The 20,902-nt window shown below is 51.5% G+C and carries 17 protein-coding genes; 15 read left to right on the top strand and 2 right to left on the bottom strand.

The window, feature by feature from the left end; all coding sequences use genetic code 11:
• The first annotated feature begins 1 nt into the window (after nucleotide 1).
• The 12 genes from TX85_RS09380 (at nucleotide 2) to gyrA (ending at nucleotide 14,292) form a co-directional block, all read left to right on the top strand.
• Entirely contained in the window at nucleotides 2-979 is a 978-nt protein-coding gene (locus tag TX85_RS09380) for a substrate-binding domain-containing protein (RefSeq protein WP_044478847.1), read from the top strand.
• Between the two features lie 118 nt (nucleotides 980-1,097).
• On the top strand, nucleotides 1,098-2,126 hold the full coding sequence (locus tag TX85_RS09375) for a galactose ABC transporter substrate-binding protein (RefSeq protein WP_044478846.1): 1,029 nt from the start codon (nucleotides 1,098-1,100) through the stop codon (nucleotides 2,124-2,126).
• 180 nt (nucleotides 2,127-2,306) lie between these two features.
• Entirely contained in the window at nucleotides 2,307-3,791 is a 1,485-nt protein-coding gene (locus TX85_RS09370) for a sugar ABC transporter ATP-binding protein (protein ID WP_081671739.1), read from the top strand.
• Between the two features lie 24 nt (nucleotides 3,792-3,815).
• Nucleotides 3,816-4,829 carry a galactose/methyl galactoside ABC transporter permease MglC gene (gene mglC, locus TX85_RS09365; RefSeq protein ID WP_044478844.1) on the top strand — a complete coding sequence of 338 codons (1,014 nt, stop codon included), beginning with the start codon at nucleotides 3,816-3,818 and terminating at the stop codon, nucleotides 4,827-4,829.
• A gap of 200 nt (nucleotides 4,830-5,029) precedes the next feature.
• Entirely contained in the window at nucleotides 5,030-5,548 is a 519-nt protein-coding gene (locus TX85_RS09360) for a CAP domain-containing protein (protein ID WP_044478842.1), read from the top strand.
• Nucleotides 5,549-5,639: 91 nt separating this feature from the next.
• Nucleotides 5,640-6,311: a PspA/IM30 family protein gene (locus TX85_RS09355; protein WP_044478841.1), complete on the top strand. Its 672-nt coding sequence runs from the start codon at nucleotides 5,640-5,642 to the stop codon at nucleotides 6,309-6,311.
• Nucleotides 6,312-6,335: 24 nt separating this feature from the next.
• Nucleotides 6,336-6,842 (top strand): DUF4178 domain-containing protein, encoded by a 507-nt coding sequence (locus tag TX85_RS09350; protein ID WP_044478840.1) that lies wholly within the window; start codon nucleotides 6,336-6,338, stop codon nucleotides 6,840-6,842.
• A gap of 138 nt (nucleotides 6,843-6,980) precedes the next feature.
• Nucleotides 6,981-7,808, top strand: coding sequence for a GDSL-type esterase/lipase family protein (locus TX85_RS09345; protein ID WP_044478839.1), 828 nt, complete (start codon nucleotides 6,981-6,983; stop codon nucleotides 7,806-7,808).
• Nucleotides 7,805-8,794, top strand: a complete 990-nt coding sequence (locus TX85_RS09340; protein ID WP_044478838.1) for an ABC transporter ATP-binding protein — start codon at nucleotides 7,805-7,807, stop codon at nucleotides 8,792-8,794. Before TX85_RS09345 ends, TX85_RS09340 begins: the two co-directional genes overlap by 4 nt.
• Nucleotides 8,778-9,779 carry an ABC transporter permease gene (locus TX85_RS09335; protein ID WP_071784177.1) on the top strand — a complete coding sequence of 334 codons (1,002 nt, stop codon included), beginning with the start codon at nucleotides 8,778-8,780 and terminating at the stop codon, nucleotides 9,777-9,779. Before TX85_RS09340 ends, TX85_RS09335 begins: the two co-directional genes overlap by 17 nt.
• 79 nt (nucleotides 9,780-9,858) lie before the next feature.
• Entirely contained in the window at nucleotides 9,859-11,844 is a 1,986-nt protein-coding gene (gene parE, locus TX85_RS09330; RefSeq protein WP_044478836.1) for a DNA topoisomerase IV subunit B, read from the top strand.
• 12 nt (nucleotides 11,845-11,856) lie between these two features.
• Complete coding sequence (gene gyrA, locus TX85_RS09325) at nucleotides 11,857-14,292, top strand: DNA gyrase subunit A (protein WP_044479943.1); 2,436 nt, start codon at nucleotides 11,857-11,859, stop codon at nucleotides 14,290-14,292.
• 42 nt (nucleotides 14,293-14,334) lie between these two features.
• On the opposite strand, the gene TX85_RS09320 is transcribed toward gyrA, so the two are convergent.
• Nucleotides 14,335-15,216 (bottom strand): LysR family transcriptional regulator, encoded by an 882-nt coding sequence (locus tag TX85_RS09320; protein ID WP_044478834.1) that lies wholly within the window; start codon nucleotides 15,214-15,216, stop codon nucleotides 14,335-14,337.
• Between the two features lie 318 nt (nucleotides 15,217-15,534).
• Here TX85_RS09320 and TX85_RS09315 point away from each other — a divergent pair, with 318 nt between their 5' ends.
• The 3 genes from TX85_RS09315 (at nucleotide 15,535) to TX85_RS09305 (ending at nucleotide 19,673) form a co-directional block, all read left to right on the top strand.
• Nucleotides 15,535-16,608, top strand: coding sequence for a branched-chain amino acid aminotransferase (locus tag TX85_RS09315; RefSeq protein ID WP_044478833.1), 1,074 nt, complete (start codon nucleotides 15,535-15,537; stop codon nucleotides 16,606-16,608).
• Nucleotides 16,609-16,748: 140 nt separating this feature from the next.
• A complete protein-coding gene (locus tag TX85_RS09310; protein ID WP_044478832.1) occupies nucleotides 16,749-17,162 on the top strand; it encodes a MarR family winged helix-turn-helix transcriptional regulator in 414 nt (137 codons plus the stop codon).
• A 222-nt stretch (nucleotides 17,163-17,384) separates the two neighbouring features.
• Nucleotides 17,385-19,673, top strand: coding sequence for a preprotein translocase subunit SecA (locus TX85_RS09305; RefSeq protein WP_044479942.1), 2,289 nt, complete (start codon nucleotides 17,385-17,387; stop codon nucleotides 19,671-19,673).
• A gap of 353 nt (nucleotides 19,674-20,026) precedes the next feature.
• Here TX85_RS09305 and TX85_RS09300 read toward each other — a convergent pair whose 3' ends face one another.
• A complete protein-coding gene (locus TX85_RS09300) occupies nucleotides 20,027-20,758 on the bottom strand; it encodes an RluA family pseudouridine synthase (RefSeq protein WP_044478831.1) in 732 nt (243 codons plus the stop codon).
• Nucleotides 20,759-20,902 lie beyond the last annotated feature (144 nt).

Raw genomic sequence — 20,902 nt, 5'->3', positions numbered from 1 at the left:
AATGAAGCAGTTATTGCACTTATTCAAGACGGGATTCGCTATCACGCTATTGATTATAACTGCGGCCTGTACGGGAGCCGGAGATCTGCCCAACGATGAAGACGCCATTGTGATTGATATGATTGTCAAGATGAACCGGGGCGATTATTGGAGCACGATTCAGATGGGGGCTGAGGTTGCCGCCAAGGAATATAATGTCAGCCTGAATGTGCTTGCTCCGGAGAATGAAAATGATATTCAAGGACAAATTCAGCTGATGGAGGACTCCATTGCCCGCCGGCCGGATGCGATTATTTTGGCCGCAAGCGATTATGAGGCTCTTGGCCAAGTGACGGATCGAACCTCCTATTACGATATCCCGGTCATTTCCATGGACTCCGAGGTGGCCTCCACGAAGGTAAAGACCTATGTCGGCACCAACAATTACGAGGCCGGTCAAAAGGCAGCCGAGCGGCTTATGGAGCTGACTGGCGGCCAGGGAGACATCGGTATCGTGAATTTCGTACAGGGTGCGCGGAATGCGGATCAGCGGGAGGAAGGCTTTATGGACTATGCGGCCCGATTTCCGGGCGTTCGGATTGTGGAGGTGCTGTATTGCGGCTCCGATGAAGAGCTGGCGTACCGGCTAACCCGTGAAATGATTAAGCAGCATCCCGGCTTGACCGGGCTCGTATCGCTTAGCGCTGAATCCTCGATCGGTGCGGGAAGAGCTGTAGAGGAAGCTGGACTCGGTTCCCGCTTCAAGATGATCGCTTTCGACAATCCTCCGGAAATGCTGGAGCTGCTCCAGGAGGAGACGGTTCAGGCCATGGTGGTTCAGAATCCGTTCAATAACGGCTACATGGCGGTAGCGGCGGCAGTCAAGGCGGCCCGTGGAGAACGGTTGGAAGACAAAATCCCTACGGATACCAAGCTGATCGATCTGGATAATATGCTGTGGCCGGAGCATCAGAAGCTGTTATTTCCCTTTGTCAAATAATTGATCACAGTAGAATTTTCATAAAACATCTCAGGATATTTGATTCGCAGCAGCCAGAAAAGCTTGCATAATGAAAGCGTATCCAAGTTGAAAGAGAAAATAATCAGGAGGTCAAAACATGAAGAAAATCGGAACTGCACTCCTAGCGGCGGCACTGCTGGGCGCCACCCTGACAGGATGCTCCGGGAGCGGAGACAAGTCCAGCGGAGGAAACGGCGAGACCAATATCGGCGTAGCGATCTACAAATTTGACGATACCTTTATGACCGGTGTCCGCAACGCGATTGAGAAAAATGCAAGCGGGATTGCCAAGGTGGATATTGTAGACAGCCAGAACTCGCAGCCGACGCAGAACGATAAGATTGACCTGTTCCTTACGAAGAAGACGAATGCCATGATTGTTAACCCGGTTGGCCGTACAGCTGCAGGAGTCATTATCGATAAAGCCAAAGCGAAGGACACGCCGGTGGTCTTCCTGAACCGCGAGCCGCTGCCGGAAGATATGAAGAAATGGGATAAGGTGTATTATGTGGGCGCCAGAGCTGAAGAGTCAGGCACCTTGTCCGGTCAGATCATTGTGGATTACTGGAATGCCAATCCTTCGGCCGACAAGAACGGAGACGGCGTTCTGCAATATGTCATGCTGAAGGGCGAGCCAGGGCATCAGGATGCTGAGCTTCGCACTCAATACTCGATTCAGGCGGTTGAGGATGCCGGGATCAAGGTGGAGAAGGTAGCGGAAGATACAGCGATGTGGGACCGCGTGAAGGGGCAAGAGAAGATGGCTGCTTTCCTCGCAGCCAACGGCGACAAGATTGAAGCTGTATTCGCCAATAACGACGATATGGCGCTCGGTGCCATTGAAGCGTTGAAAGCGGCGGGATATTTCACAGGCGATAAATTCATGCCGGTTGTCGGTGTAGATGCAACTGCGCCGGCACTGCAGGCTCTGGAGCAAGGAACCATGCTGGGCACGGTGCTGAACGATGCCGAGAACCAGGGCAAGGCGGCTGTAGTGCTTGCCTCCCTGCTCGCTAAGGGCAGTGAAATGAATAAGGACAGCGTAGGCTTTGAAATTACGGATAACCAGTACGTATGGATTCCTTATCAAAAAGTGACGAAAGAAAATGCAGCCGATTTCAAATAAGCCGCTGCACCTGCAGCAGGACTTCTCATAATCAGCTGAGCAATGGGAGGTTCGTACCGGACGGTTCGGACCTCCTTTATTTTTTGGAATGGAGTCTGGAGGAGAAGCAGGACTGTGCCTCTGTACGATTAACCTTGCTAGGGGGCGAAACAAGTGTCAGAACAGCAATATGCATTGGAAATGATCGGAATATCAAAGGAGTTTCCCGGTGTCAAAGCGCTTGACGGCGTGACCTTGCAAGTCAGACCGGGGACCGTTCATGCCCTGATGGGGGAAAATGGAGCCGGGAAATCCACTTTGATGAAATGCTTGTTCGGGATTTATAAGCAGGATGATGGCGAAATAAAAATTAACGGCGAGAAGGTTGAGATTAATAATTCCAGCGATGCGTTAAGGCATCGGGTATCGATGATTCACCAGGAGCTCCACCCGGTGCCTTTCCGGAATGTGATGGAGAACATCTGGCTCGGGCGGTTTCCGATGATGGGCTGGGGACCGATTAAATTCGTCAACCACAAGAAGATGTACAAGGACACGGAAGATCTGTTCAAGCAATTGGATATTGATTTGAGTCCGGATACGCTCGTCGGAAAACTGTCGGTCTCCAAAATACAGTCTATCGAAATTGCCAAAGCGGTTTCCTTTAATTCGCAAATTATCGTGATGGACGAACCTACTTCCTCCCTGACAGGAGTCGAAGTAGAGCACTTGTTCCGAATCATCAATGATTTGAAGAAGCGCGGCGTGTCTATCATTTATATTTCTCACAAAATGGAGGAGATTCTCAGAATCTCCGATGACGTCACGATTATGCGGGATGGGAAAAAGATCGGCACCTGGCCGGCAAGCGAGTTGACAACCGATCTGATTATCTCGAAAATGGTCGGCCGCGATTTGACGCAGCGCTTCCCGGACCGGTTTAACGTTCCTAACGGCGTCATCCTGAAGGTTGAGGGCTTGACCTCGCCGGAGCCGAAATCGTTCAAGGATGTAAGCTTCGAGCTCCGCAAAGGCGAAATTCTTGGTATCGGCGGCCTGGTAGGCGCACAGCGGACCGAGCTGGTCGAAGCGCTGTTCGGACTGCGGGCAATTTCGTCGGGAAGCGTCTCGATAAATGGCAAGGAGGTCAGGATTACAAGCCCTGAGGACGCCAAGAAGCACGGCTTGGCCTTGCTTACCGAGGAGCGGCGCACAACTGGGATATTCCCTGTGCTGTCCGTGCATGAGAATGGGGCGATCGCTAATATGAAGCGTTATGTGACCCCTTATTTTTTGCTTAATGAAAAGCGAAAGAAAGAAGAAGTCAACAAGATGGTGGAAAAGCTGCGCACAAAGACGCCGACACCGAAGACGCTCATTATGAATCTCTCCGGAGGCAATCAACAGAAGGTGCTGCTCGCCCGCTGGCTGCTTACCGATCCTGACATCCTGCTATTGGATGAACCGACAAGAGGGATTGACGTCGGCGCAAAGTACGAGATTTATACGCTCATTGCGGATCTGGCGAAGCAAGGCAAGAGCATTATCATGATTTCATCCGAAATGCCGGAACTGCTGGGCATGTCTGATCGAGTGATGGTCATGTCCGAAGGCCGGCTCACAGGAATCCTTGACGGAGCCCAGGCTACGGAAGAAGAAGTGATGCGCTTGGCTGCCCAGCATTAACGGAATGAGAAGGAGGATAAAATCATGAATATAAATATTAGAAAAATACAAGGCTTTGTGTCTCAAAACGCCATTTATATCGTGCTTGCTGTGCTGGTTATCGGAATTGCCATTTATAATCCTAACTTTATCGGCATCAACACATTCCGCGATATTTTGGTTCAATCTTCAACCCGTGTCATTATTGCGCTTGGCGTGGCTTTCATTCTCATTACCGGCGGCACCGACCTGTCTGCAGGCCGGATGGTGGGACTCACAGCCGTCATTTCGGCTTCCATGCTTCAGGTAGAGGACTATCCGCGGCGATTCTTCCCGGATCTCCAGCATCTTCCGCTGCTTGTTCCGATTTTGATTGCCATCGTTGTTGGTCTGATCTTTGGCATGATCAATGGAATTATCGTCTCCAAGCTCAAGGTTCCGCCATTTATCGCGACGCTCGGCACGATGGTAGCCATATACGGAATTAACTCCCTGTATTTCGATACGGATCCGAATCAGTCCCAACCGATCGGCGGTCTGCGCGATGACTTTACAAGGATTGGATCGGGGAGCATCGGGAGCGGCGATTTTAAGATTCCCTTCATCGTTCTGATTGCTATAGCCGTAAGTATTATCGTATGGGTGCTGTTCAATAAGACTCGGCTTGGCAAAAACATGTACGCCATCGGCGGCAACGAGCAAGCGGCGCGGGTATCCGGGATCAATGTGACTAAATATCTGATCATCATCTATTCGATTGCCGGCGCGCTCTATGGCCTTGCAGGGGTATTGGAAGCAGCCAGAACCGGCGGCGCAACCAACAACTACGGGAACATGTACGAGCTGGATGCAATTGCAGCCTGCGTCGTAGGCGGAGTATCGACCACTGGCGGGATTGGCACGGTCCCTGGCGTGATGGCGGGGGTGCTGATCTTTACAGTCATTAACTACGGCTTGACATTCATCGGTGTGGGGCCCTACTGGCAGCTTATTATCAAGGGCGCCATCATTGTAGCAGCCGTAGCGTTCGATATGCGGAAATATGCCTCCAAAAAATAAAGGATCACTCCGTTGAAAAAAATGCCTCTTCGCATCCGAAAGGTGATCACGATCACCCTTCGTTGATTTGCGGAGAGGTTTTTGCCACTTTTTTCCCATGAATTGCGCACCTGGATATGCTAAAATATGACAAGAAGCACATTTTTTATCCAGAAAACATCTGCCGACTTAACGCGGATTAGCTCGTGGGAGGATTACATATGAAGAAGCCATTCATTAAATGGATCTCTGCAGGCATGATCGCCTGCATCTTGGGAACGGGGATTGGAGCAGGGCAAGCCGGCTGCCAAGTCACTCATGCGGCAACAAACACCGCAGTAGCTGCCCTTTACGCCCAGATACAGAAGGAACGGGCCGCCGAGGTGGTCAAGCTGGTCAATCAGATTCGGGTCGAAGCCGGATTGAAGCCGCTTACGGTGCACACAAACTTGACGAAAATGGCCAAGACCAAGGCCGTGGAAATGTATAACAGAAACTATTTCAATCACACATCACCTGTATATGGCTCTCCCTTCGAGATGATGGATGCGTTCAATATTACGTACCGTTACGCCGGCGAGAATATTGCCAAGGGGCAGTGGTCCGCCAAGGAGGTTGTGCAGGACTGGATGGACAGTCCGGGGCACAAGGCAAATATTTTGAACAAGAACTATAATCTGATCGGTGTGGGCTACTACAACGGTTATTGGGTGCAGGAATTTATCGGAACAGGCAAATAGAAACAATTTTATTTAAAAGAGTTGAAACCTATAAATGAAAGGCACGTAAACATTTATCAAGATCTATATTTTTATTAGGGAGGCTAATTAAATGTCGATTTTTAAAAGATTACGTGACCTGACCATGTCTAACATTCATGCCATGATTGATAAAGCGGAGGATCCGATCAAGCTGACCGACCAGTATATCCGGGATATGCAAGAGGATCTGGAGGACGCTGAAAAGGCTGTCGCTGCACAAATTGCGATTGAGAAGAAGTTCAAAGCGCTTTTTGAGGAGCAGGAGGCTCTGGTTGCGAAGCGGACCCAACAGGCCCATACGGCCGCACAGGCTCAGAACGTGGAGCTTGCCCGCCGCGCACTGGAAGAGAAGAAAACGGCCGAAGGCAAGATGGCCGAATACAAGACAGCGTATGAGCAAAATAAAGCTTCCGCAGACAATCTTCGCGGCAAGCTGGATGAAATGCGCAAGCAATTGGCTGACATGAAAAACAAGCGTGAAACCTTGGTTGCCCGCTACAATGCGGCGAAGGCTCAAACCGAAATCAACAAGGCAATGGGCGGCTTCAACGCCGATTCTGCCAGCAGCGGAATGAAGCGGATGGAGGAGAAGATGCTGCAGATGGAAGCTCATGCGGAAGCCAGCAACGACATGCTCAACAAGCCATCGAGTCTGGATGACGAGTTTGACAAGCTTGGCAAGGATCAGCAGGTGGAAGATGAGCTGGCTGCATTGCTCAAGCAATACGAGGAAAAGAAGTAAGCTTATAGTGAGGTCTTGTCTGATATGAATGTCTGGAGAAGGATCGGGAAGCTGTTCGCGAAGACAGAGCCGCCAGCGGCGGAGAAGAGCATGCTGTCGCTTGCCCCGGGAGATATGTGCGAGGTATCGCTGGTTACCTATGCAGTACAAGGCCGCGTACACAACGCAAGCCGCAATGCGGTCGTCTTGACCCTGCAGGACGGAGTGAAGATCAGCTATCTGCACATCGAGGAGCGGGAGACCTTGCAGTATCAGCTGTATCGGCCGATTGACGGAAGGCTGGATACACCGGATGCGGTTCCTGTAGAGATTGAACTGGATGGCCATCTGTTTCATTTGGAGGAGCAGTATATCGGAGCGGTGACGGTTACCGGACGAACTCCTTTTATGCAAGGCGGAGAACAGCATGTGTGGCAGTTCCAATCCGACGATTATGCATTGCTCCGGGTGGAATGGCAGAACGGCCGGTTTATGCTCTATGAAGGCGAGAAGATCATTCCCGCCGATGTCAGGGTGATACGTGCAAGCTAGTAGTTTCATACCAGGCAGTGCCTTTCGGCACTGCCCTTTCTTATTGCCGCTCCGTTTGCAATTCATGGACAAGATGTTTTATGTTTAATGCATGAATGGGAGAGATTAGTTAGAAGTGCAACGTTAGGAGGGCAGGGAATGGGGAAAGGAAACAGAGTCTGGAAAATTACGGGGGCAGCATCAGCAGCAGCCACGCTGATGCTGATCTGCGGATTCGTATACGCTGTATCCGACGTCATCTTTCCGGCGCCGCCAAATACCAGCTCTGCAGGGATAGAGAATGCAGCGTCCAAGGACCAGCAAATTCATCCTGGCAATATGGATGTGACGGCCGTCGGGGATTCTCTAGCGAAGGGAACCGGAGACGATACAGGAAGCGGGTTCGCCAGAGCAACCTCCGAGCTGCTTCAAGAGCAAGGTATCAATTCCAAGCTTGTTAATAACCTTGGAATTAACGGGCTGACGACCTCCGGATTGTTGCCGATGCTGGACGAGGACGGTGTGCAATATGCTCTCCGTCAAGCTGGTGTAATCATCCTATCCATCGGAGCGAATGATCTGTTCGCTGGAGCGGATCAAATGACCGAGTTGCCGGATGAGGAGCAGCTTTCAGTTAAGCTGAAGCAGGCTGAAGAGCGATTTGCGAAGATTGTTGAAGCCATCCGCGGGATTAATTCGGAAGCACAGCTCGTATATGTCATGCTATACAACCCTTTCTCTGACTTGGAGGAGGTAAGGGAGCAGGGGAACCGGATTGTTCAGGAGTGGAATCGGTTTGCCGCGACAGTGATGGACTCCACGGGACAAGGATTGGCGATTTCTACTTCCGATTTATTTACTTTCAACTCGGGACGCTACCTGGCTGAGGATCATTTTCATCCGAACCGCGAGGGATACCAGGCGATTGCCGAGCGGATTGTTCAGGCACTTGCTGTCACTACAGTGTCGGGGGAGGAGCGCAAATGAAGCTTGAAAGCCATGCGGATCGAGCGGCAAAACTGCCTGAGGTGGTTCTTCAGGTAGATAGGCTGAAGAAGGTGATCGGCAAAAAGACGATTGTGGAGAATGTCTCCTTCACTGTACGAGAAGGCGAGATCTTCGGATTTCTCGGTCCGAATGGTGCAGGGAAGACGACTACGATCCGGATGCTGGTGGACTTGATTCGTCCGACAGAAGGAAGTGTGAGCATTTGCGGACATCAGGTTCATCGCAATCCCGAGCTTGCACTGTCCTATGTTGGCTCCATTGTGGAGAATCCAGAGGTCTACAGCTATCTGACCGGCTATGAGAATCTGGAGCAATTTGCCCGGATGCAGCCGGGGATCTCCAAGGAACGGCTGAAAGAAGTAATTGCCTTGGTCGGGTTGGATGCGCGCATTCATGACAAGGTCAAGACTTACTCGCTCGGAATGCGCCAGCGGCTTGGCATTGCCCAGGCATTGCTTGGGGCTCCCAAACTGCTGATTCTCGATGAGCCGACGAATGGTCTGGACCCGAAAGGGATCAAGGAGCTCAGACAGTTTATCCGAAGCCTGGCGGATCAGGGAATGGCTGTCGTAGTCTCCAGTCATCTGCTTAGCGAAATTCAATTAATGTGCGACAGAGTTGCGATCATCAGCCGGGGGAAGGTGCTGGCCTCCGGGCCGGTGGCCGACCTGATCCAGAATAGCAGCAGCTATGTCGCCTGGCAGTTATTTCCCCGAGTACGGGGGGAAGAGGCGCTTCGCGCTCTTGGCTGCCAGCTGATCGAGCATCCGGGGGAGGTGCTGGATGATGCGCTGTTAACCGGAAGCATGGAAGGCTCCATTCTGACAGCAATGAGGCAAGAGGAGATCCAGGAGCTCATCCCCCAGCTTGTGAAGGCTGGAATTCAAATTCAGGGGGCCCACAAGATTAATCCCACTCTTGAGCAGCTGTTCCTGGAGATGACGGAGCGTGAGAGCATTGAATAATCAAATTATCGGGCTTGTTCGGAATGAAACTGAGAAGATGATCAGGAAGAAGCGTTTCTATGTTGTCCTGCTCGTGCTGCTCGTGTTGGTGCCGGTATTCTCTTATGCGCAAATGAAGCAGGCGGAGAGCAAGCGGGAGAAGTATGGCACCGACTGGCGCAGAGAGGTTCAGCAGGCGATCACAGACAATCAGAATTCGCTGGGCAGTGACCGGGTCCCCGAAGAATGGAAGAAGTATCGCCAAGTCTATATTCAACAGATGAAGTATTATCTGGAGCATGACGTGAATCCTGCCGCGCCGGGAGGAGTTACCTTCACACGCGAGTTCTTGGATAACGCCGCAACCTTGTTTATTCCATTATTGATTATGGGATTGGGATCCGATATCGTGTCCGCGGAACGCACGACCGGAACGATAAAGATGCTCCTGACGCGCCCGGTGCGCAGATGGAAGATCCTGCTAAGCAAGCTGATCACATTGCTGATGTTCGTGTCATTGACAGTGCTGGCTGTATTTGTGATATGCTATCTGATCTCGGGCATGTTTTTTGGCTACAAGGGATTTCAGCTTCCCGTCTTCACAGGCTTCCGGTTGGATGGAGCAAGTGTCGATCTATCCTCAGTCCATGCAGTGCCGCAATGGACATACCTGTTCATGCAGGCGGGTCTGATCTGGTACGTAGGAGTAGTTGTGGCGATTCTCGCGCTGATGGTCTCGGTGCTGGTAAGAAGCACGGCCGCAAGCATTATTATCATGATGTCCTCGCTGATCGCGGGCAACATTTTGACCAACATGGCCTCAGCCTGGACGAGTGCAAAATATCTGTTTATGGTCAATCTGGGTCTAACGGATTATTTAGCTGGGACTCCGGTCCCTATTGAAGGCATGAGTCTCGGATTTTCCTTGCTGGTGCTGGGGATCTGGGCTGCCTGTTCGCTGGTTGTTTCATTCCTTGTCTTTACTAAACAGGATATCTTGAATTAAAATGGACAAGGAATAACAAAACATCTGTTTGCATTTTTGTGTGTTTAGATTACATATTGAAGTAAAAGGGGGAGCATGAATGGCCGAACAAATCGATTTGTTCGAAGGGACGAACGGACCTGCGTCCGGAACCGGAACTTCGGGATACGACGCGGACGACATTCAGGTGCTCGAAGGGCTTGTCGCAGTTCGCAAACGACCTGGTATGTATATCGGCAGTACGAGCTCGTCGGGACTTCATCATCTGGTATGGGAGATTGTAGACAATGCGGTCGACGAGCATCTGGCCAAATTTTGTACCAAGATCGACATTTCGCTGAACAAGGACGGCTCCGTTACGGTAATTGATAATGGGCGGGGGATTCCGACCGGGATGCATAAGACCGGTGTCCCAACGCCACAGGTTGTATATACAATTCTGCATGCCGGAGGGAAGTTCGGCGGCTCCGGCTATAAGAAATCCGGCGGCTTGCACGGCGTAGGCGCCTCGGTAACAAATGCGTTATCGGAGTGGCTGGAGGTTGAGATTTACCGGGAAGGTAAAGTTCATCGCATGCGCTTCGAATATTGGGTGGACGACCTTGGCGTCGAGCATGTCGGCGAGCCAGTGACTGGCCTGGAGGTACTGGGCAATACGAACAAGAGCGGAACCAAGGTAACGTTTAAACCGGACAAACGTGTGTTTGTGAATGGAATCGGACTGAACTACGATACACTCGCGGAACGTTTGCAGGAGATCGCCTTTCTGAATTCAGGTTTAAAGGTCAGCCTGAAGGACGAGCGTTCCGACCGTTCCGACGAGTTTTTTTACGAGGGCGGAGCCAGCCAGTTCGTGGAATTCCTGAATGACGGCAAGGATGTGCTCCATGAAGTGGTGCACTTCTATGCGGAGCGGGATGATATCGAGGTGGAGGTGGCGCTGCAATACAATGCCGGCTACACCGAGACCCTGGTCTCCTTCGTGAACTCGATCCCGACCCGGGGTGGAGGAACTCATGAGACAGGCTTTAAGACGGCCTATACCCGAGTGATGAATGATTATGCCCGGAAATATGCGATTCTCAAGGAGAAGGACAAAAATCTGGAGGGCAATGACCTGCGGGAAGGCATGATGGCGGTGATCAGCGTCAAAATGTCGGAGGTTGAATTCGTGGGACAGACCAAGGATCAGCTCGGCAGCGCATCGGCCAGAAGCGCGGTGGATGCAGTAGTATCCGAGAAAATGGCGCTGTTCCTGGAGGAGAATCCTCAGGTTGCCCAGACGCTGATCAAGAAAGCGATTCAGGCGTCCCGTGCAAGAGAGGCGGCCAGAAAGGCCAGAGACGAGATGCGCACCGGGAAGAAGCGGAGCGAGAGCTCGAACCTGGGCGGCAAGCTGACCCCGGCCCAGTCGAAGGATTTTTCACGGACTGAGCTGTTTATCGTGGAAGGGGACTCGGCGGGCGGATCGGCCAAGCAAGGCAGAGACTCGAAAATTCAGGCGATTTTGCCGCTGAAGGGCAAGCCGATGAATCCCGAGAAGGCCAAGCTGGCTGATATTATGAAGAACGATGAGTATCGGGCGATCATAGCTGCCATAGGCGCGGGAATCGGCAATGAATTTGCCGTCGAGGACAGCAACTATTCGAAGATTATCATTATGACGGATGCGGATACGGATGGCGCGCACATCCAGGTGCTGCTGCTGACGTTCTTTTACCGTTATATGAAGCCGTTGATCGATGCGGGAAGAGTGTATATTGCTCAACCGCCGCTCTATAAGATTACCCGCCGTTCCGGAAAGCTGGAGACGATTCGTTATGCCTGGAGCGATGAGCAGCTGCAAAACTATTTGAAGGAATTCGGCAAGAACTTTGAGCTTCAGCGCTATAAAGGGCTTGGCGAGATGAATCCGGAGCAACTGTGGGAGACGACCATGGATCCGGAGACCCGGACAATGCTTCAGGTACAGATTGAAGATGCCGCCAAGGCGGAACGCCGCGTATCCACACTAATGGGGGACAAGGTCGATCCGCGCAAGCGCTGGATCGTCGAAAACGTGGACTTTACGGAGTATGAGGAATAGAAGGTGAATGAATTGAGCTCATTGGAGAATTTTTTACCGGCTTTTCTCGAGGAAGTTGTGGGTGACCGCTTTGGCCGGTATTCCAAGTATATTATTCAGGACCGGGCGATTCCCGATGTACGAGACGGACTGAAGCCTGTCCAGCGCCGGATACTGTATGCGATGTACGATTCGGGCAACACGCCGGACAAGCCATACCGCAAGTCGGCCAAGACGGTCGGGGATGTCATGGGGAATTATCACCCGCATGGCGATTCTTCCATTTATGATGGCATGGTGCGGATGGCACAGCCGTGGAAGATGGGACATGTGCTGGTGGACGGACACGGCAACTGGGGCTCGCAGGATGATGACCCGGCGGCGGCGATGCGGTATACGGAAGCACGTCTTTCCCCTATAGCGCTGGAACTGCTAAGAGATATCGAGAAGCGGACGGTTCCATTCAAGGATAATTTCGATAACACAGCGATGGAGCCGGTCGTGCTTCCGTCCAGATTTCCCAATCTGCTGGTGAACGGTGCCAGCGGAATTTCAGCCGGATTTGCTACGGAGATTCCTCCTCATAATTTGCGCGAGGTCATAGATGCTTGCGTAGCGCTGATGGAGAATCCGCAGCTGGAGCTGGGCGATATTCGGGCCTATATTAAGGGGCCGGATTTTCCAACCGGCGGAATTATTATGGGCGAAGAGGGAATCCGCGAGGCCTACGAGTCCGGAAAAGGCCGTATTTATTTACGCTCGAAAACAGAGATTGAGACTCTGCGCGGCGGTAAACAACAAATTGTAATTACTGAAATACCGTATCAGGTTGTAAAATCTCGTCTTGTAACCGCCATGGAGAATATTCGTCTGGAGAAAAAAGTGGACGGTATTGCCGAGGTGCGCGATGAAAGCGGGCGTGCCGGCCTGAGAATCGTCGTGGAATTGAAGAAGGATGCGGATGCCCAGGGGATTTTGGCTTATCTCCTCAAAAAGACGGACCTTCAAGTGACCTACAATTTCAATATGGTTGCCATTGTGAATAAGGCTCCGCGTCAATTGGGACTTAAAGCGATGCTTGACGCCTATATTGCGCATCAGCGCGAGGTTGTTACCTTCCGTACTCGATTTGAGCTGGAGAAGCTGGAGGATCGCGCCCATGTGCTGGAGGGCCTGGTGAAGGCGCTGAATATTCTGGATGAGGTCATCGCAGCGATCAAGGCTTCGAAGAGCCGGCAGGATGCCCAGAACAATCTGCAATGGATGTTCGGCTTCACAGAGCGTCAAGCGGATTCCATTCTGTCCCTGCAGCTCTATCGGCTGACGAATCTGGAGATTACCTCGTTGCAAAAGGAACTGGAGGATATTCAGAAGAAGATCGCCACACTTCGCGGAATTTTGGAAAGCGACCGCAAGCTGATCGCACTGATCAAGAAAGAGCTTCTTGAAATCCGGGAAAAATACGGTATCGACCGCCGTTCTCAAATTCAGGGCGAGGTCGAAGAACTCAAGGTAAATCTGGAAGTGCTTGTGGCTCAGGAGGATGTGCTGGTCACCCTTTCGAACGACGGGTACATCAAGCGCACCAGCATGCTGTCCTTTACTCGTTCCGGAGCAGAGCGCAGCGGATCTGGAGTCAAGGATGGCGACTACATCCGGCAGATCATTGACGTGAATACGCTGCAAAATCTGTTGATTTTCACGCAGCATGGTCAATATTTCGTGCTTCCGGTACACCAGATTCCGGAGTTCAAATGGAAGGATAACGGCACCGCGATCGTCAATGTAATTCCGCTCGCCAAGGATGACCGGATTGTCAGCGTCATTCCGCTTGCCGGCTTCGATGAGGCTGCGGCCAGCCTGGTGTTCATTACGAAGCGCGGTCAGGTGAAGCGGACAGAACTGAAGGAGTACGAGACGAAGCGCACCGGAGCGGTTGCTGCCTGCAAGGTAGCTTCAGGTGATGAAGTGATTTCGGTTACGCTCAGCTATAATCGGCAAGAGATTTTACTCTTGACCAAGCTGGGAATGGCTATCCGGTTTGCCGAATCCGAGGTAAATCCGATGGGACGCGTATCTGCGGGTGTGAAAGGCATTACGCTCAAGGCGGAGGATGAAGTGATCACGGGTCTGTGGGTAGAAGGCGATGAAGGGGAAGTGCTCGTCTTATCCGATCTCGGGTACGGCAAGCGTAGTCTGCTTCTGGATTACCCGCTGCAAAGCCGGGGCGGTAAAGGCCTGCAAACCTTCGAATTCAAGGAAGGGAAGCGGGTGAAGCCGAATGGCAGCGTATTGGCAGGCGGATTCCATTGCAAGGATCCGTTGCCGTTGTCTGCGGTGACGAAGGAAGGCGAGAATCATAGCTTCAGCTCTGAGGCTGCCCCGCTGGCCGACCGCAAATCGACGGGCAAGAATCTTGTTCCTGTCGCTAAAAATGATTATATTGCGGATATTTACGTCCTCAGTTAGGTATAAGCTTCGCTGGCCGCGCATTAACGCGGCTTGCGAAGCTTATTTCCCTTGCAGGTAACGCGCCTCCAGATGGAGAATAAATTGATTTAATGCCGGGTCTAGGAAGGTTGATTTTTTATAGACAAGCCCGACCTCTTTCCGGGGAGCAGCGGGAGCCAAAGGGATAATAGCCAGGTCAGTAGAGCGGGTAATTGCCGCATAGGAGGCGGGCAGGATCGTTGCGCCAACCCCTTGCTCTGCCATCCGGATCTGTGAATCCATGGTGGACAGCTCGATCACTGGCCTTAAGGCAACCCCGGCTTGACGGCAAGCCTGATCAAGCATTTGCCTGGCAAGAAATTTCTGCTGAAACAGAATCAGCGGTACATCACTTAACTCCGGCAGGCTGATCTGCGGAATGCCGGCCAGCTTGTGATGCTTGGAGATGATGCATACCAGTTCCTCATCGAACAGCGGTCGGCTGATCAATTGCTCATCCTCTAGCGGCAGGAAGACGACTCCAAGATCGAGTCGGTTCGTCAACAGCCCCTCACGGGTCTCATCGGTCGCCAGCTCCATCACGGTCAGCTCGATATCCGGGTACAGCTGGTGGAACGAGATCAACGATTCGGTCAGCAAATGGTTGCCGGAGCAGCCGATTCGCAGCCTGCCGCGCTTCAAGCCCGACAGCTCGCCGATCTTCAAACGGGCCTGGGCGAGTTCGTGATGCACCTGCTGCGCATGCTCCATCAGTATATTTCCGGCGGAAGTGAGATAGGTTTTCTTGCCGGAGCGCTGGAACAACGGTGTTCCCAGTTCTTGCTCGAGAAGCTTGATCTGATGGCTGAGGGTCGGCTGGGTAATTCCCAGACGGTCGGCCGCCTTTGTGAAATGCAGCTCTTCGGCCAGAACCAGAAAGTAGTCAAGCAGACGGTGCTCCATTTTTTCTCCCCTTCTTGCTATTTCAGTTATACTAAAGAATTACGTAGAAAGGCATAAGTGTGAAGTGTGATGAAGAAGCGAAAGCGTTCGCCTTTGAGAGTGAATTTCTCCCCTGTGATGGCTTAGTTCAGTCCGAGAAATCCGCGAACAACAGCGATCGTAAGCACACTTCACACGTTGCCCCCAGCGTGGAATCATCAGTTTAACTGAAATAGTATAGATAATTTCTATGATTATAATCGATACTATGGTATTGATCAATGCAAGCGCTAAGCGTATAGTTAATTCAAATATAAACGGCATTTTTAAAAGGAGCGTATTTCAGTGAAAGAGATCAAAGTAATTCGCAATGAACAGCCAAAGACCAAGCCGGATGGAGACCGTCTCGGCTTCGGCAAATATTTTACAGACCACATGCTGGTTATGGATTATTCTGCCGATCAGGGCTGGCATGAACCAATGATCGTGCCTTACGGTCCGATTACGCTGGATCCTTCGGCGATGGTGTTTCATTATGGCCAGGAGGTATTTGAAGGGATGAAGGCCTACAAAACAGCGGATAGTCATGTCTGTCTGTTCCGGCCCGATGCCAATATGCATCGTCTGAATCAATCCAGCGAGCGGATCAGCATTCCTGAAGTGGATGAGGAACTGCTGCTGGATGGAATTATCGCGCTGGTTCGGGAGGATCAGGACTGGATCCCGGATGGGGCGGAGTCTTCCTTGTACATCCGTCCGTTTATTATTGCAACCGAGCCAGGGCTTGGCGTAAGAGCTGCTAGAGAATATAAGCTGATGGTAATCTTGTCTCCATCCGGCTCCTACTATCCAGAGGGAATTCATCCGGTTTCGATCTTTGTGGAAAATCAATATGTGCGTGCAGTACGCGGGGGTACAGGCACGGCCAAGACGGCCGGCAACTACGCTTCCGGAATCAAGGCCCAGGAGATTGCCCAGAAGGAAGGCTATTCCCAGGTGCTTTGGCTCGACGGCGTAGAGAAGAAATATATTGAAGAAGTCGGGAGCATGAATGTATTCTTCAAAATTTCCGGCGAAATCGTAACGCCGGAGCTCTCGGGGAGTATTCTTGCCGGAATCACCAGAGATTCGGTCATTCGCTTGCTGCAATCCTGGGGACATCAGGTTACTGAACGCAAGATTTCGGTAGAAGAACTGTTTGCCGCTTCCAGTGCGGGAGCCCTTGAGGAAGCCTTCGGTACAGGAACGGCTGCAGTCATCTCGCCGATCGGCAAGATGAAATGGGACAGCGAAGAAATTACAATTAGCGGCGGACATACCGGCGAAATCTCCAAGAAGTTGTATGATACGATTACAGGAATCCAGAAAGGGGTTCTGGAGGATCCATTCGGTTGGAGAAAAGTGATCCTTTAAGTGCGAGTTCAAAAAGCCAACTTTTCAGCACCTTGAATCCAATTGGGGTCAAGCAGGAGTTTGCCTCTCAAGCGTCGAAGAATGCATGACAGTACAAATATAGAGGATCATTCGGATTCGTTCTTGAGGGGTGACGGAATGTGCATACGGCTGAATTCGGCAAGCTGCTTGGGATAATTACCAAGGATTATCAGACGCATATGGAGGGGCAACTGGCTCCAACTTTGACGATGAGCCAGCTTGCGGTATTGGAGCATCTGGAACGGGAAGGGAGCCTGAAGCCTTCTGAATTAATTCCGTTCCTGTCAATAACTCCAGCCGCGGTGACGATGCTGCTCGACCGTATGGAGCGCGGCGAACTCATCCATCGAGAACGGGATGAGGAAGATCGGCGTATCGTGTGGGTCTCGATTACGGATAAAGGCAAGCAAGAAGTCCTGCGCGGCGTACGGCTTAGGGACAGCTATCTGGAGGGTGTGCTTGATCGGCTGTCGACACATAACCAGCAGCTTCTCGTCTATTTGCTGGGCAAGATTTCAGGGACGAAAGTATAGGAATAGATTAGTGAGGTTTTTATACCTCTGAATCAGAGAAGTTTAATAGGCTTAAGCGGCCAACGCGTACCGGTATTCCGCCGGTGCGCGTTATTTTAATTTACGCAGAAATCGCGTTTCTTCATGCTAGCCTGACAGATAGATCGAAGATAGAATATAATGATAAAAACTTCTTATACGGATATGCCATAGAGAAATAAGGAGCGGGAGGGATAGATGCCGATGAATTTAGCCGTCAAGTTGATCCGAGAACTTAAAGATCGCGATAATCTGCAAAAGCTGAAGAGCTATCGGGACAAAGTGGAGCTCATCAGGAAACGGAGCCTGGAAGCATGGGATGATAAGCAACTGCAAGCGGAATCGCTCCGGCTGAAAAGGGAAGCAAGGTCGGGTACGCCTTTGGACGAGCTGCTTATCGATGCCTATGCGCTGGTCTGCGAGACGGCGAAGAGAACGATCGGATTACAGCCCTACGATGTCCAGATCATGGCCGCCATCGCTTTGCACGAGCGGTTTTTGATCGAGCAGCACACCGGGGAAGGAAAGACGCTCTCTGCGGTTATGCCCGCTTACCTGAATGCATTGACCGGCGAAGGCGTACATGTGCTGACTTTTAACGATTACTTGGCGAAGCGGGATGCAGCGTGGATGGGACCGATCTATCGTTTTCTAGGATTAACGGTTCAATCGATTCAAGCGGGTATGAGCTTGTCCGAAAAACGGGAAGTTTATGATGCCGATGTAACCTATGTGACGGCAAAAGAAGCAGGGTTCGATTATTTGCGCGACACGATTGCTTTACATCCATCCGATATGGTACATCGTCCTTTTCACTACGTCATCGTCGATGAAGCGGATTCCCTGCTCCTTGACGAAGCTCGGGTGCCGTTGGTCATCGCCGGTGATTCGGAATTTTCCAGCAACGACGATTTTTCTTTTGCTGAGGTGGCTCGGCAGCTACAGCAGGATGAGCATTATGAATTCGACGAATTTCAGCGAAATGTCTACTTGATTGAGGCAGGAGCCGCAAAAGCAGAGGAACTGCTGGGTTGTGACAATCTGTATGATCGTCATAATGCTGATTTGTTAACGTCATTAAATTGCGCGCTGCATGTGGAAACGTTAATGAAAAAAGATATCGATTATATCGTTAGGGACGGTAAAATTGAGCTGGTCGAAGAGTATACTGGCCGTGTGGCGGAAAACCGATATTTACCGAACGGGCTGCAGGCCGCACTTGCGGCCAAGGAAGGAGTGCATTGGGAGTCTGGCGGGAAAATTCTAGGGACCATCACCATTCAACATTTCATCAGCCTGTATCCGAAAATCTGCGGAATGACGGCAACCGCACTCGCTTCTGCAATGGATTTCAAGCATATTTATGCGCTGCAGGTGCTGCAAATCCCGCCGAATCTGCCAAACAGACGGATTGACTATCCGCACCGGATATTTACGCACAAAGAAGCCAAGCTGAAGGCGCTGGTACAGGAAATATCGTCTGTCCATGCGACAGGACGCCCCATTCTCATTGGTACGTCAAGCGTCGAGGAGTCGGATAATCTGGCGGCAGCGCTGGCGGTTGCCCATGTACCTTGCCATGTGCTGAATGCCAAAAATGATGCGGAAGAAGCAGAAATCATTGCCAAAGCAGGGGAAATAGGAGCGGTAACGGTGTCTACAAATATGGCGGGCCGCGGCGTTGATATCAGACTTGGAGGAGGGAATGACGAGCAGGCTAAGGCTGTCGCCAAGCTAGGCGGATTATATGTGATTGGCACCTGTGTGAACGAAAGCGTGCGAATTGACAATCAGCTTCGCGGACGTTCAGGTCGGCAGGGAGACCCGGGTTCCTCCATATTTTATGTCAGCCTGGAAGATGAGCTTTTGCTGCGGTTCGGTATGGATAAAATGTCCCATGCTCCTAGGCAGGAGGAGGCCATAGAAGATCCGGTGCTTATCAGGAAGGTTGCGCATATTCAGCGTGTTGTTATGGGGCAAAACTTCGATATTCACCAGGAGCTGAACAGTTATTCCGATATGGTTGAGGATCAGCGGCGAATTCTATATGAGGAGCGGCTTCGCATTCTGAAAGGCATGAAGCGGATGAGTCCCGCAGAGCAGCGGGTTCGGCTTTTTTATATCGACAAGTATTGGGCCGACCATCTGGCTTTTGTTTCATATCTTCGCGAGGGTATTCATCTGGAGAGCCTGACCAGCCGCAGTCCTATCGACGAATTTCACACGCAAATCACCCAAGCCTATGAGCAAATTCCAGCTCGAATTGATGTTGAAACAACGGACATGCTTCAAAGGCTCGGGGGCTCGAACGACCCAGCGGAATGGGAGAAGCTCGGTCTGAAGAGTCCAACCTCAACTCGGACTTATATTATCAACGATCAATACATCCAGAATAAACGCAGCTCTTGGACGGCAACAACGGTACTCGCTTATTGGTCTCGTCCCCTCTTGAGATGGGCATTGTGGCCGATACACAAGCTGTCGAAATTTTAATAGAGCACGGGTTTGTTCGAAGCCGGCTGATGATTATGACTGTGGGGGCAGCATGTGAAGGATGCTTACGATCGCTGTTGTTTGCGGATTTCTTTTATTGGATTACTAAGTACAGCGTTGCCGGGCTTTTGTACGAAATATCAGCCGACCTCGCTCGGTGGATGGTTCCATGTCGGAGTTTTGTACGAAAACTCGCACAACATCCCTCCCGCACCACCTGAAGCAAACACTAAAAAGCCGGATGGGAAATATCACCTATTCCATCCGGCTTTTTTATGTTCAGGGACTTTGAGGACAGCCCCGTTGCCCCACCTAACTAGTCCTCTGATCTCAATAAAGCATGCTAGTAATCTCTATTCATTGCCTCCGGCTACGCTATCCTCAGCTGCTTGCCTGCAGATCCTTTCCTCCCAAAGCGACCATGGAAAGACCCTGGGCGGGAGAGAGATCAGGTCAACCGGCGTTTTGCTGACCGGATGGGGAAAGCCGACATATACGGACCACAGCGCCAGTTGCTCCCCAGGAGTGTTCAGCCCTGCTCCATACTTCTGATCTCCATACAAAGGGCAGCCTATTCCGCTTAATTGAACGCGGATTTGATGAGAGCGGCCTGTAAGCAATTTGACACGAACCAAGCTAAGGTTCTGTTCCGCATCATATCCGACAACCCTGAAATCAAGAATGGCTTCTTTGCCACCCACTCTTCCAGTCGGAACAATGCTCACGGTATTGGTCCGTTCATCCTTCAACAGCATATCCTTCAGTCTTCCCTCGGGATGAGCCGGCTTGCCGCGAACGACGGCCAAATAGGTTTTCTCCAGCTTTCTGGTTCGGACGGCATCCGATAATCTTGAGGCGGCCTTGGAGGTTTTGGCAAAGATCATGGCTCCTCCAACCGGGCGGTCAAGCCGGTGCACTAGCCCGAGATAAACATTGCCAGGCTTGGCATATCTCTGGCGGAGATCCTCCTTGAGCAGGTTAAGCAGATCTTCATCGCCGCTTGCATCGGCCTGGGTCGGGATATTGACCGGCTTCACAATTCCAAGCAAGTGGTTATCCTCGAACAGGATGGCGATGTCTTGCATCAGGATTCCTCCCACCGTCCAAGAATGCCGCAAGGCAGATGCAGACCGGAGCGGGTAATGGGGAGGCCCAGTTCACCTGCAGAGATCGTACCGCCGCAGCGCTCGTAATAACTTCGTATGGCATACATTATACGAAGTTATACG

The organism is Paenibacillus antibioticophila (assembly GCF_000455265.1).
GTDB classification, from domain to species: Bacteria; Bacillota; Bacilli; order Paenibacillales; family Paenibacillaceae; genus Fontibacillus; species Fontibacillus antibioticophila.
The sequence above is the reverse complement of the archived record's forward strand: the minus strand, read 5'-3'. Positions and strand labels throughout refer to the sequence as shown.

Coding starts and splice junctions, on each gene's coding strand:
- TX85_RS09305 (WP_044479942.1), top strand. CDS start 17,385: ATGAATTTAGCCGTCAAGTTGATCCGAGAACTTAAAGATCGCGATAAT.
- TX85_RS09340 (WP_044478838.1), top strand. CDS start 7,805: ATGAAGCTTGAAAGCCATGCGGATCGAGCGGCAAAACTGCCTGAGGTG.
- TX85_RS09375 (WP_044478846.1), top strand. CDS start 1,098: ATGAAGAAAATCGGAACTGCACTCCTAGCGGCGGCACTGCTGGGCGCC.
- TX85_RS09355 (WP_044478841.1), top strand. CDS start 5,640: ATGTCGATTTTTAAAAGATTACGTGACCTGACCATGTCTAACATTCAT.
- TX85_RS09370 (WP_081671739.1), top strand. CDS start 2,307: ATGATCGGAATATCAAAGGAGTTTCCCGGTGTCAAAGCGCTTGACGGC.
- parE (WP_044478836.1), top strand. CDS start 9,859: ATGGCCGAACAAATCGATTTGTTCGAAGGGACGAACGGACCTGCGTCC.
- TX85_RS09300 (WP_044478831.1), bottom strand. CDS start 20,758: ATGCAAGACATCGCCATCCTGTTCGAGGATAACCACTTGCTTGGAATT.
- TX85_RS09360 (WP_044478842.1), top strand. CDS start 5,030: ATGAAGAAGCCATTCATTAAATGGATCTCTGCAGGCATGATCGCCTGC.
- TX85_RS09380 (WP_044478847.1), top strand. CDS start 2: ATGAAGCAGTTATTGCACTTATTCAAGACGGGATTCGCTATCACGCTA.
- mglC (WP_044478844.1), top strand. CDS start 3,816: ATGAATATAAATATTAGAAAAATACAAGGCTTTGTGTCTCAAAACGCC.
- TX85_RS09350 (WP_044478840.1), top strand. CDS start 6,336: ATGAATGTCTGGAGAAGGATCGGGAAGCTGTTCGCGAAGACAGAGCCG.
- TX85_RS09320 (WP_044478834.1), bottom strand. CDS start 15,216: ATGGAGCACCGTCTGCTTGACTACTTTCTGGTTCTGGCCGAAGAGCTG.
- TX85_RS09345 (WP_044478839.1), top strand. CDS start 6,981: ATGGGGAAAGGAAACAGAGTCTGGAAAATTACGGGGGCAGCATCAGCA.